Here is a 12,354-nt window from a genome sequence, read left to right as displayed (position 1 = left end):
TACAGCTACTTTTTTATAAGTCTAAATCTTGACTTTCAGTTCCAGCATTTTTATCTTTAAAGAATCCTTTAAATAAGTCTAAAAGTTGAGGAACTGAATCTACAATTCTATCAACAGTATTATCATAATCTACAGGTTGCAATCTTACAGAGCCGTCCTTAACTATTAAAAATGCTACTGGCTTTACAGTGACACCAGCCCCTGAGCCACCACCAAAAGGATAATTTTCATCTCCATCATCTTTAACAGCAACATGGTTACCAAATTCACTTCCACCAGATGCAAAGCCAAAGGTTACTTTAGAAATTGGAACAATCGAAGTTCCATCACTAGTTTCTACTACATCTCCAACTACAGTGTTAACATCTATCATATCACGTAAATTTTCCATAGTACTTCTCATTAAGTTTTCTAATTCATGTTTATCAGCCATAATAATCCCAAAATAAAGGGATTCACCTCCTATTTTTATTAAATGATTTTATAATAATAAAACATATATAAATAATTTTTGCTAAATTAAAGGTAATTATACTGTTTAGTGTGAGTTCAAAAAGTATTTTATCTTTAAAAATAGGCTTAAAATCATTTTTATATCTTTTTACCTTAAATATAATAGAAAAAATATTTAGTAGGATTGGATTAATATTATAAAGTAAACCAAAAGCTATAGCAGTTTTGCTTGAATCTCCTAAGGAATAAGAAATATTACTATCAAACTTTAATGTTGGCTTAAATTTATTATAAGCAAGGTTATGATAAAGTTTTTTAAAAGGTATTTCTTTAAACTTAACTTTTTTATTAGAGGAGTCATTATCATCTTTATAGTCATCAATTGTTTTTTCGATATTCTTACCTTTATCCTCTTTTGGTTTTTTCTTATTAAGAAATTTCTTTATTAAGCCACCATCATTAGATAATAAATTAATATTATAAATTTTTACGTAAAACCTATCCTTAGAGACATAAAAATGAAAGCTCAGGGGTATAGGTATAAACAAAATTAATACTATAACAACAAAAATTATTAAAATATGCATAATTAACCTCTCCTAATCTTCTATTAGTATTGCCACAAAAATTAAATCTAAATCATAAAAATTTAATAAACATGTTTAAAAATTTAATAAATGAAAATACTACATGTGTAAGGAGAAAATAGGAGTGATGGATATGAAAAATTTTAAAATCCTAGGAGTAACTTTAAGTTTAGTACTAATTATTTGTAATTTAATGAATAATTGTGTTTATGCGCAAAGCTTTGATGATGAAGATGAAGTTGAAGATTTAGCTATAATCGATGATATTCAAGATGATGATATAGATGATGTTGATATGGAAAATCTATTAAATAGCATTAGAGTAAATGCAAGATGTGCTATAGCAATGGATAGTAAAACAAAGCAAGTGTTATTTGCACAAAATGCAGACGAAATAGTGCCTATGGCAAGTACAACAAAAATCCTTACAGCCTTGATTGCAATAAGTCAAGGTAATTTAGATAGAGAAGTAACTATAAGTAAAAATGCATCATCTATAAGGGGATCAAAAGTTAAATATACAGCTGGTGAGAAAATAAAATTAATAGAATTATTATATGGACTATTATATAAGTCTGGTAATGATGCAGCAATTGCAATAGCAGAAGATATTGGTGGTAGTGTAGAAGGATTTGCTAATATTATGAATGACTATGCAAGAAGTTTGGGATTAGTTAATTCTCACTTTGAAAGTCCACACGGGTTAGATAGTGCTAAGCATTATACATGTGCTTATGATTTAGCATTATTAACTGCAAAGGCAATGGAAAATGAAACATTTTGCCAAATTTGTGGAACAAAAACTATAACAAGAGATGCATCAGGTTTTACAAGAGATTATAATAATATCAATAAAATTTTGTATAGAATTCCAGAAGCTAATGGAGTAAAAACTGGATATACAGGTCAAGCAGGAAAATGTTTAGTTTCATCAGTTAGACATGAAGGTAGAAACATTATTATCGTAGTTTTAAATTGTAGTGACAGATGGAATGTTACAGAACAAATTTATAAATATGTTTCAGATAATTATTGTTTTAAAGCAAATAATATGAAAGATATTGTAAATTCATCAGAATTTATTAATTTAGGAACAATAGTTGAAGAGTCAGAATTTGATTATGGATTTAAAGGTCAAGGATCTGTTGAGGTAGAAGTGTTTAACACATTATTTGATAAAAATAGTGGAGACATTATAGGAAAAGTAGCATTAAATGATAGTGGAAATGAGTTGTTAAAAAAAGCTCTAATATGCGACACTGATATATCACAAAAAGAATTTGATAGTTTAATACAAAATGAAGGCACTAATAATTAGTGCTTTTTTCTTTTATTGTATATAAATTTGGTATAAAATGAATATGTAGGTATTGTTAATTATTAAATTAAAATAATGTAAATAGAATCGGAGGAGAATATTTTGAGTAAAACTATAGTAAAAGAATTAAAAGTATTATCTAAAACTAAATTTTTAAGCTTATATAATGCTGATTATATAAATAGGGGTGGTAAGGAAAAAACTTGGACAATTGCATCAAGAAAAACTAAAGAGGCATTAGAAGATCAATTCTTTAATGGAAAAGAAGATAAAGTAGATGCTGTTGTTATATTAGCATATCATAAGGATGAAAAGAAATTAGTTGCTATTAAACAGTTTAGAATTCCTTTAAATAACTATGTTTATGAGTTACCAGCAGGATTAATTGATAATGATGATGATATAATACCAACAGTTAAAAGAGAATTAAAAGAGGAAACAGGATTAGACTTAGAAGAGGTAATAGAAAGTAAAGTAGGAAATAAGCTTTATTTATCACCAGGTATGACTGATGAATCAGTTTCATTAGTATATTGTACTTGCTCAGGAGAAATTTCGACAGAAAATTTAGAGGAAGATGAAGATATCGAAACTATATTATTATCTAAAGAAGATGCAATTAAAATATTAAATAGTAATGAAAGATGTGATATTAAATTCTTCATGGCTTTACAGAGTTTTGTAGCAATGGGTGATGAAATTTTTAAATAAATTAAAAAAATAATTAAAATCTCAAAATTTTTTATAAAAAATCAAATTGTTTTATTTACTAAATGTTAGTTTCATGATATATTAGTAGAAACTTAGCATATTGTTCTACAAGATATCTATTTTGGGATATATGGAAATTACAATTTCTGAGTGAACTTATGAAGAAAGACATAAAAACATTGGGGGGAAAACAACATGAAGAAAAACGAATATGGATTATTCACTGCCATAGCAATGATTGTTGGAATTGTTATAGGTTCAGGAATATTCTTTAAGAGTGACAATATTCTTGTTGCTACAGGAGGAAGCGTAGCATTAGGAGTATTAGTATTCTGTATAGCAGCAATTGCTATAATTTTTGGAAGTTTAACTATATCACAATTAGCATCAAGAAGTTCAAAAGAAGGTGGCTTAATAGCATATGCTGAAGAGTATTATAATAAGTCAACATCATGTGCTTTTGGTTGGTTCCAAACATTTTTATATTTTCCAACATTAATAGCAGTAGTTTCTTGGGTGGCTGGAATCTACATTTGCATTTTATTTGGAATAGAAGGAACATTAGAAAAACAAATGTTAATTGGATTAGCAATAATGGTGTTCTTATTTGTAATTAATACTTTATCAGCAAGGTTAGGTGGATTATTCCAAAATGCATCTACAATAATAAAGTTAATACCTTTATTATTAATTGCAGTTGCTGGATTAGTATTTGGAGATACAAGCAGTGTTTCATTTAGTGATATTACTGCAATGAAGTCTACAGGATGGATTGCTGCAATAGCACCAATCGCATTTTCATTTGATGGATGGGTAGTTTCTACATCAATTTCACATGAAATAAAGGATTCAAAAAGAAATTTACCAAAAGCTCTTATAATAGCACCTATATTTATTTTAATAGTATATGTTTTATACTTTGTTGGAATAAGCATGTATATAGGGCCAGAAACTATTATGAGCTTAGGAGATGCTCACGTTGACTTAGCTGCAAACAACTTATTAGGACCATGGGGAGCAAAAATTGTATTAATATTTGTTATAATTTCAATCATGGGTACTATTAATGGATTAACTTTAGGAATGATAAGATTACCACATTCTTTATCAGTAAGAAATATGTTCCCAAAATCAAAGGTTATTAATAAGATAGATGAAAAATTATTAATGCCAGTTAATTCTGCAATAGTAGCATTTATTATAGCTATAGTATGGTATATTGCTCATTACTTAACAACTAAATTTGGATTACTTCCAAATTCAGATATATCTGAAATATCAATTACAATGAGTTACACAATGTACATACTTTTATATGTAAAAGTTATTCAATTAGGTAGACAAGGTAAGATTTCAGGTATTTGGAATACTATAATTAATCCTGTTTTAGCTATAATAGGTTCATTAATTATTTTATTCGGAAGCATGGGTAATCAATTATTCTGGATATATGCGGCATTCTGCTTATTAGTAATGTTATTAGCAGTTTTATTTTGTAAGAAAAACGAAAAAATTATAAACGGTTGTTTAGAATAAATTATTAATAAAAATTTAAAACACACAATTATATGAGTTAACTCTTATAATTGTGTTTTTTTATAATATTTTACAGTAGAAAATTTTATATATTAGGCGATTTATAGTAACAAAACGGATTTAATGAAATAATCTATATAGTGTATAGTATTAATTTAGGAGTCGAAATGTTTAAGGAGACGATTGATTGTATAGATGCTGGTACTGAGTATTGCCCTTGCCATTTAGCTGAAAGTGGTGAATGCATACTTTGCTCTCAACTACAAGGAAGTCATTTTTGTGATTGTCTAAATTGGAATGGAGTTTGTATTTATCAAGAACTTTATAATAATGGTAATAAAGCTAAGGAGCAAAGAAAGGCTTATACCTGCAAAGTATCTGAAAAAGTGCTATGTCAAGATGATGTGCTTTTAATTAAATTTGAAGCACCACATAAATTAGCAATAGATTTAGCAAAGCCAGGAAGCTTTATATTTATAAGAAGTGATGAAAATGTTTATTTTGATGTTCCTATTTCAATATTAGATTCTAATATTGATACAAATATTATTTCAGTAATGATAGAAATAAGAGGTGTCAAAACAAAACAATTATTAAATATTGAATCTGGAGGAGAAATAACAATTAGAGGACCTTATTGGAATGGTGTATTTGGTTTAAAAAACATAAGAAAACAAAAAAATAATAATATTTTAGTAATTGCAAGAGGTATTGGAATGGCTCCTATGGTACCTGTAATTAAAAAATTAGTTCAAAATGATAATAAGGTTACTGTAATTGTTGATAAACAACCTTTTAATGATGTATACGTATCTGAATGGTTAGATAAGCTAAATATCGTTCCTCAAGAAATGAATTTAATTGAAAAAGGTAAGCTATCTCCTGAAGCTAAGGTGGCTATAAAATCAATAATTGGTTACAATAATATATCTTTAATCCACATTGCTGGAGCGGATATATTAACTTATGATGTAATCGAATATTTAGATTATTTAGATAGACAAGATATTGATTTATCATGTTGTAATAATTTTAAGATGTGTTGCGGTGAAGGTGTATGTGGAGCATGCACAGCAAGGTTTTCAGGTCACAGAGTAAAGAGATTCTGTAAGGTGCAAGCTAGTCCAAGAGCTATATTTGAGGGGAGGAGATTAATATGATGAAGGTTATAATAGTTGGTGGGGGCTGGTCTGGATGTGCAGCTGCTTTAACAGCAAAGAAAGCCGGAGCAGAAGTCCATGTTTATGAAAAAACAGATCTTTTACTTGGACTTGGTAATGTTGGCGGAATAATGAGAAACAACGGACGTTATACAGCTTCAGAAGAGTTAATTGCATTAGGTGGAGGAGATCTAATTAAGCTAACAGATAAATGTGCAAGACATGCTAATATAGATTTTCCAGGACATAAACATGCAACATTGTATGATGTAAATAAGATTGAAGGTGTAGTTAGAGATTATTTAATAGATAAGGGAATTAACCTTCATATGGAAACAAGGGTAACAGACGTTGATTTTGAAAATAATAAAATTAATGGAATTTTACTAAGTGATGGAAGCTATGTTAAAGGTGATGTATTTATTGAAACTACTGGTACAACAGGACCAATGGGGAATTGTTTAAGATATGGTAATGGATGTTCTATGTGTATTTTACGTTGCCCAGCATTTGGACCAAGACTTAGTATTAGTGCAAGATGTGGAGTAGCTGATATTCAAGGTGAAAGAAATGACGATGTGCTTGGTGCATTTTCTGGATCTTGTAAGCTTGCTAAGGAGAGTTTATCTGATAGTATAAGAGAGCAACTTGATAAGACTGGAGTTGTTGTTTTGAAGGTTCCTTCTGAGGATGTTAATTATGGAAAGCTTAGTACTAAGGTTTGTCAACAATATGCTTTGAAGGAATTTGCGGAAAATGTAGTTTTACTTGATACTGGTCATGCTATGAGAACAGAAATGCAACAATAGTTGCTGCATCTCTTCACTTGTAAATTTAAGCTCTTTTTGATTATCTTCAGTGCCAACAAATTTAATTTCTATATTTCCTTTACCTGGACCATCACTGTACCAATAAATAGTATCTATTAAATTATCTATAATAAGTTTTTGTTGTGATCTATCAAGCTCATCTATATTAGCACATTTATCTAATAGTTCTTCTATAAGGTCAAGATTTAGTAAATTATTTTTTAAATTTAAAGCTTTTGATTCTAAGTTATTAATATTTTCTTCTATAGCATTACATTCGTTTTTTAAAGTCTTTATTCTATCAAGTAAAATATCGTCAATATCATTACATAAAGATAATTTAGTAACTAAGTTATCTATTTGTAATTTTTTTTCTTTAAGTGATTTAGTTAAAGATAATTTTTCTATATTAATATTTTCATCACTTGCATCAGATTTATATTTATTTCTTACTTTTGATATAAACTCTTTTTTCTTTAAGCTAAGTTGTTTTAAAGAGAGTAAAACTAATTTTTCTATAACAGCTGCTTTAGCATTTCCATTGTCACAAAGGCTACCTTTTGATTTTCTTTTTAATGAGCAATTATAATAAAATAACTTTTCTCCAGTAGCTTTTGATACTCTTCCATGAACAACTAACATATATTCCTTACATTTTCCACAACGTAGTTTGCCAGCTAATAAAGCGTTATGTGTTTTACCTAGTCTTGGGAATGTATCTTTATTTTTATCAAACTGTTTTTGTACTGAAAGCCATAGATCTGGTTCAATATATCCTTTAATAGAACTAACAGCTGCAAAACGTTCTGATATATCCTTTTTAGCTTTAGTATATTTACCATCTTTTTTTGTTTGTTCAGTTTTGTTATAAGTTAATAGTGAATGAATATTATCTGGACTGCCATATATAGTCCAATTAGAATTTTTTAAGTATTCAACTACTTCACTATTAGCTTTAACATAGATTGGATTTTGTAGTATTGTTTTTAATGATGATTTTTCATATAAAACATTATTTCTAGATTTAATATTATTTTCATGAATATAAACTTCTAATTTATGAAGGCTACCTAATTCAAGATATTTGTTATATAAAAAGTTTACAAATTCCATTTCTTTATCATTTATAACTAATTGAGGAGTTACACGAGTAAGACCATTTTCATCAATATGTTCTATTTTTTCTGAAGAAAAACCAACTGGTATTTTACCACCAGTCCATTTACCATTCTTAGCAAGCTCTAACATATTATCTTTAACTCTTTCCGCTATAGTTTCTCTTTCAAGTTGAGCAAAGACACTAGCAATATAAATCATGGCTCTACCCATTGGACTTGAGGTATCAAACTGTTCTTTTATACTTATAAATGAACAATTATTAGATTGTAATACTTCCAATGTGCTTGAGAAGTCAGCGACATTTCTTGATATTCTATCTAATCTATAACATACTAAAATATCGAATTTTTTACTTTTTATAGCTGCCATTAATTTTTTAAACCTTGGTCTATCAAGGTTACCGCCCGAAAAACCTTCATCTTCATAAATAGTGAATTCTATATCTTTACCTATAGTATTTGTAATATATTCTTTACACATTTCTATTTGATTTTCAATAGAATCACCTTTACCAGTAAATTTTGATTTTCTACTATAAATAGCTACTCTTTTCATTAGTTGGACCTCATTAATCTAATTACATCTATTCCATTTTTATATATAGATTTAAGAATGTCTTTTTCTTTAGAAGTTAATTTAATACCATCTATCTCTAGTTCATCAGATTCAAATATTGCATCAATAGTGTCTGGAATATCATCTACAGTATGTTCTATTACATCTATTCCAAGCAACTCATTTGTAGAAGTTTCTAAGGCAGTTGCAACCTTTTCTAAAGTAGTAGAGTTTATATTTTGTTTTTTACCATTTTCTAAGTCATAAATAGTAGCATAGCCAACTTCAGCTATTTCAGTTAACTTTTTTAAACTCAATCCTTTTTTATTTCTATATTCTTTTATATTTTTACCTAATAGTGAAATTCCCATAAGAATCCTCCATAAAAATTATTATATTTATATTTTATCACTTTCGCGATAAAAAGCAATATAACTACAGAACATAAAAACGACAAAATAATACATCGGTATCGTTAAAACGATAGAAAAAGGTAAAAAAAAGCCGAAAATGATAGAAAAGCGATAATAATTTATTCTGTTAAAGCGATAGGGAGATTTATAGATTTTACATTATCGTTAAAACGATATAATATTGATAGAGTAATCATGTTAACGATAGCGAGGTGAAAAAATGAATAACAAATTTTTATTTGAAGAGTTTAAAAAAAAGAATATTACAATATCTAAATTAGCTTGTGAATGTAAATTAGCATATGCTACTTGCTATGATATTTTATCAGGGAAAAAGAAAAATCCATCAATATCAAGTGTTCATAAAATTGCTTCTTATCTAAATATATCTATTGATAAGTTAATGGAGGGTGGTAGCGATGAAAAGAGTTGTATTGAAGATTAAAAGAAAAGTAACAGAAACAAATGATGAGGCATAGAATATTATAGCTTTTTAATAGGGGGAATTTTATGTATACAGTAACTTTAATATTACCAACTGATATGACGGCATTAGAAGAAAAGTTTGCTGAAGTAATGGCTGATATAGTTGCTGAAAAGTTAAGTCATCAAGAACTAGGAGTATTTATAGATAAATTAGAAAAGTTAGACAAGGATGAATTGTAACAGATGATAAAAGGCTGAAAAGCCTATAAGAGTTAAGTAAACATAATAAATAATATGGAGGAAAATAAATGGAAAACATAAAGCACAAACATAAAGAAGGAGTTCAATTATTTGTTAATAAAGAATTAGAACTTGAAGTAAGAGCAATTAAAAATGATGATGCAAGTATTTCTTTAAATGCTGAAGATACAGCTATAGGTTTTGGATTTACACAAATTAAAAATGGGAAAACGTATGTAAGATGGGAAACTATGAATGGTTACTGTAAGGAATTAAACTTTTCCCAACATGTTGGGAAAGATGATTACATTCCAGAAAGCTTATTTTATCTACTTGGAATGAAAGCTAATAATGATGTTGCTAAAAAGTTTCAAATGTGGTTAGCAACAGAAGTGTTACCAAGCATGAGGAAGTACGGAATGTATGCAACAGATGAATTATTAGATAATCCAGATTTACTTATAGCAGCAGCAACAAAATTGAAAGAAGAAAGAGCAGCAAGGTTAGAAGCTGAAAAACAAAGGGACAAGCTGGTACATCAAAATAAGTTATACACAACATCAGAAATTGCTAAGGAATTGGGATTAAGTAGTGCTACAAAGCTTAATAATTTATTGTCAGAAAAGAAGATACAGTATAAGCAAAATAAAACTTGGCTTTTATATTCTAAGTATTCTGAATTAGGTTTAGTTAGTATTAAGCAAGAAGTTTTAGATAACGGGAAAATAATATATGACAGAAAGTGGACTGGCAAAGGTAGAGATTTTATTTTGAATTTATTTTAGAGAGGTAATCATGGAAGGTTTTAATTGGTGGGGAGCATTTACGTTTGTTATGCCAATAGCTCTAGTAATAATAATCGGAGTTATAGCAATAATTACATCTATTTTAGATGGCGTAGATAAGTTAATAAAGAGAATTGGAGGTACTCATGGAAGAATTAAGAGAAAAACTTCATAAAGCTATTGAAAAATATGGGATAGGAGATGAAAGAACTATTGATATTAGTAAAGAGTTGGATGAAGTTATTTGTAGAGAGCAAAAGCAATATTTTTAAAGTGAAGTATGAGAGATAGGAGTTTATTAAATGAAGAAGCTTAAGAAGTTAACAAGAGAACAAAAGGGGTTTTTGAGAAATAACGGCTTAAATCCAAGAGAGTTTTTAGTTGAAAGGGCAACTCCATATGAATTTGTGTTTTGTAATATCCATACAAAAGTCTTATGGAATTTTAGGAGATAAAAGAAAAATGGACATACCCCAGCTACCAAACTAAGAGTAAGTCCAAACAAAACAAATCAATATAAGTATAATACAAAAAACATAAAAAATATAGATGTTAGAAAGAGGAAAGTAATAATGGCAGGAAGACGAATGTTTGCAAAGACGATTATAGATAGTGATATTTTTCTAGATATGCCTTTGAGTACACAAGCATTATATTTTCATCTTAGCATGAGAGCTGATGATGATGGATTTATAAATAATTCTAAGAAAATTCAGAGAATGATAGGTTGTGGAGATGATGACTTAAAGCTATTAATAGCAAAAAAATTTTTAATACCATTTGAGTCAGGTGTTGTGGTCATTAAACATTGGAGAATTCATAATTACATTCAGAATGATAGATATACAGAAACAAATTATAAGTTTGAAAAATCCATGCTAAATATAGATGAAAATAAATCTTACACGTTCGAAGAAACTGGAAGAAAATTGATAAAAAATAAGATAGTTAATATTAAAAATGCACCGTATCCAAAATGTATACATGATGGTTACACTTCGGATACACAGGATAGGATAGGTAAGGATAGGATAGGTAAGGATAGGATAGGTAAGAACAACCTAGAAGAGATAACTGAGGATATTTGTAGTAGTATAGAAAAAGACTTAGATGTATTTAAGCATTTTGAAAAGTGTGGCTTTATAGTAAATGCAATGTTAATGGAGCAAATATCTAGTGATATAGAAGTTTATAGCAAACAATGGTTAATAGATGCAGCAACCGAAGCTATGAATAGAGGGAAAATTAATAATTATAAATATGTTTTAGGAATATTACAAAATTGGTTATCAAAAGGAAGGAGTGAAAGTGATGGAAGTAGCAGAATTACTAGCAACAACAATAGGGAAAAGTCTGATGAATGGGTTGGATTATGATACTACTATAAAAGTTTGTGAAAAGTGTGGAGATCCAATTCAAAAAGATATTGTAATTCTAAATGTTCTTAGAAGAGTTCCTATAGTTTGTAGTTGTAGAAAGAAAGAGCTAGAGGAAAAAGCAATTGAAGATGAGAATAAGGAAAAGCAAATTAGATTAAATAGCATATTTAAAAATAGTTTAATGGATGAAAAATTTAAACAATGCACATTTGAAAATTGGAATCATGATATTGGTTCAGAAAAGATTTTTAACATATGTAGTAAATATGCTAGTAACTTTACTAAAGCTAAAGAAAACAATTTAGGTTTATTAATATACGGAGCTCCTGGTAATGGGAAAACTCATGCAACTGCTTGTATAGCTAATTATTTAATGCTAAGAGGAACGCCGACAATTTGTGTAAGTATTAATAAAATGCTTGAAAGAATAAAGGAGACATATTCTTCTTATGGAAAAGAGGGAGAAGAAACTATACTAAAGAGCTTATCTAATGCAGATTTATTAATAATTGATGATTTAGGTACTGAACAAAAAAATGAGTGGTCAGCATCTAAAATATACAACATTATTGATAGCAGGTATAGAAATTCATTACCAACAATTATAACAACAAATATTAATATTAATGACTTGGAAAATATGTATCACAAAAGAACTTATGACAGGCTGATGGAAATGTGTACACCAGTAGTAAGTGATGGTAAGAGTATAAGAGCTCAAAAAGGTAAAGAAAAGTTTAATATATTAAGAGAAATTATAGGATAGTTTGCTATTAATGCTTTAGGGCATTTATATAAATAAAAAATATTAAAGAAAGGACCTTTGGACAGGCTATTAAAAGTAGTGGGGATTACAGATTTAG

The 12,354-nt window shown here is 28.3% G+C and carries 16 protein-coding genes and 1 pseudogene; 13 read left to right on the top strand and 4 right to left on the bottom strand.

Annotated features, from left to right (window positions below; genetic code table 11):
• Positions 1-13 precede the first annotated feature (13 nt).
• Both ytfJ and ABUA17_RS06725 read right to left on the bottom strand, forming a co-directional pair.
• Positions 14-433 (bottom strand): GerW family sporulation protein, encoded by a 420-nt coding sequence (gene ytfJ / locus ABUA17_RS06730; RefSeq protein WP_042402709.1) that lies wholly within the window; start codon positions 431-433, stop codon positions 14-16.
• 22 nt (positions 434-455) lie between these two features.
• Complete coding sequence (locus ABUA17_RS06725; RefSeq protein ID WP_195951447.1) at positions 456-1,040, bottom strand: DUF2953 domain-containing protein; 585 nt, start codon at positions 1,038-1,040, stop codon at positions 456-458.
• A gap of 133 nt (positions 1,041-1,173) precedes the next feature.
• Between ABUA17_RS06725 and ABUA17_RS06720 the strand changes: the two genes are divergently transcribed.
• The 5 genes and pseudogenes from ABUA17_RS06720 to ABUA17_RS06700 form a co-directional block, all read left to right on the top strand.
• Positions 1,174-2,358 (top strand): D-alanyl-D-alanine carboxypeptidase family protein, encoded by a 1,185-nt coding sequence (locus ABUA17_RS06720; protein ID WP_070098869.1) that lies wholly within the window; start codon positions 1,174-1,176, stop codon positions 2,356-2,358.
• Positions 2,359-2,460: 102 nt separating this feature from the next.
• Entirely contained in the window at positions 2,461-3,069 is a 609-nt protein-coding gene (locus tag ABUA17_RS06715; protein WP_042402714.1) for an NUDIX hydrolase, read from the top strand.
• 195 nt (positions 3,070-3,264) lie between these two features.
• Positions 3,265-4,605: an APC family permease gene (locus tag ABUA17_RS06710; protein ID WP_195951448.1), complete on the top strand. Its 1,341-nt coding sequence runs from the start codon at positions 3,265-3,267 to the stop codon at positions 4,603-4,605.
• A 167-nt stretch (positions 4,606-4,772) separates the two neighbouring features.
• Complete coding sequence (locus ABUA17_RS06705) at positions 4,773-5,765, top strand: sulfide/dihydroorotate dehydrogenase-like FAD/NAD-binding protein (protein WP_042402721.1); 993 nt, start codon at positions 4,773-4,775, stop codon at positions 5,763-5,765.
• Positions 5,765-6,550, top strand: a pseudogene (locus ABUA17_RS06700) (FAD-dependent oxidoreductase); the annotation flags it as partial. The gene ABUA17_RS06705 and the pseudogene ABUA17_RS06700, both read left to right, overlap by 1 nt.
• On the opposite strand, the gene ABUA17_RS06695 reads toward ABUA17_RS06700, so the two are convergent.
• Positions 6,530-8,248: a recombinase family protein gene (locus tag ABUA17_RS06695; protein WP_154821370.1), complete on the bottom strand. Its 1,719-nt coding sequence runs from the start codon at positions 8,246-8,248 to the stop codon at positions 6,530-6,532. The pseudogene ABUA17_RS06700 and the gene ABUA17_RS06695 sit on opposite strands and share 21 nt — an antisense overlap.
• Positions 8,248-8,619, bottom strand: a complete 372-nt coding sequence (locus ABUA17_RS06690; RefSeq protein ID WP_042402727.1) for a helix-turn-helix domain-containing protein — start codon at positions 8,617-8,619, stop codon at positions 8,248-8,250. The genes ABUA17_RS06695 and ABUA17_RS06690 overlap by 1 nt, the downstream gene beginning before the upstream one ends.
• A gap of 262 nt (positions 8,620-8,881) precedes the next feature.
• On the opposite strand from ABUA17_RS06690, the gene ABUA17_RS06685 reads away from it, so the two are divergent.
• The 8 genes from ABUA17_RS06685 (at position 8,882) to ABUA17_RS06650 (ending at position 12,257) form a co-directional block, all read left to right on the top strand.
• A complete protein-coding gene (locus ABUA17_RS06685; RefSeq protein WP_052330765.1) occupies positions 8,882-9,106 on the top strand; it encodes a helix-turn-helix domain-containing protein in 225 nt (74 codons plus the stop codon).
• Positions 9,107-9,171: 65 nt separating this feature from the next.
• Complete coding sequence (locus ABUA17_RS06680; RefSeq protein WP_042402730.1) at positions 9,172-9,327, top strand: hypothetical protein; 156 nt, start codon at positions 9,172-9,174, stop codon at positions 9,325-9,327.
• 68 nt (positions 9,328-9,395) lie between these two features.
• Positions 9,396-10,112 (top strand): phage antirepressor KilAC domain-containing protein, encoded by a 717-nt coding sequence (locus tag ABUA17_RS06675; RefSeq protein WP_349817931.1) that lies wholly within the window; start codon positions 9,396-9,398, stop codon positions 10,110-10,112.
• A 10-nt stretch (positions 10,113-10,122) separates the two neighbouring features.
• On the top strand, positions 10,123-10,287 hold the full coding sequence (locus tag ABUA17_RS06670; protein ID WP_288219101.1) for a hypothetical protein: 165 nt from the start codon (positions 10,123-10,125) through the stop codon (positions 10,285-10,287).
• Positions 10,259-10,384 (top strand): aspartyl-phosphate phosphatase Spo0E family protein, encoded by a 126-nt coding sequence (locus ABUA17_RS06665; RefSeq protein ID WP_349817932.1) that lies wholly within the window; start codon positions 10,259-10,261, stop codon positions 10,382-10,384. The genes ABUA17_RS06670 and ABUA17_RS06665 overlap by 29 nt, the downstream gene beginning before the upstream one ends.
• A gap of 30 nt (positions 10,385-10,414) precedes the next feature.
• Complete coding sequence (locus ABUA17_RS06660; protein WP_349817933.1) at positions 10,415-10,567, top strand: DUF6906 family protein; 153 nt, start codon at positions 10,415-10,417, stop codon at positions 10,565-10,567.
• Between the two features lie 117 nt (positions 10,568-10,684).
• Positions 10,685-11,488 carry a DnaD domain-containing protein gene (locus ABUA17_RS06655; RefSeq protein ID WP_349817934.1) on the top strand — a complete coding sequence of 268 codons (804 nt, stop codon included), beginning with the start codon at positions 10,685-10,687 and terminating at the stop codon, positions 11,486-11,488.
• Positions 11,469-12,257: an ATP-binding protein gene (locus ABUA17_RS06650; protein WP_052330750.1), complete on the top strand. Its 789-nt coding sequence runs from the start codon at positions 11,469-11,471 to the stop codon at positions 12,255-12,257. The genes ABUA17_RS06655 and ABUA17_RS06650 overlap by 20 nt, the downstream gene beginning before the upstream one ends.
• Positions 12,258-12,354: the final 97 nt, after the last annotated feature.

Source organism: Clostridium sp. RTP31139st1_H3_RTP31139_211217 (genome assembly GCF_040227035.1).
GTDB classification, from domain to species: domain Bacteria; phylum Bacillota; class Clostridia; order Clostridiales; family Clostridiaceae; genus Clostridium; species Clostridium saudiense.
The sequence above is the reverse complement of the archived record's forward strand: the minus strand, read 5'-3'. Positions and strand labels throughout refer to the sequence as shown.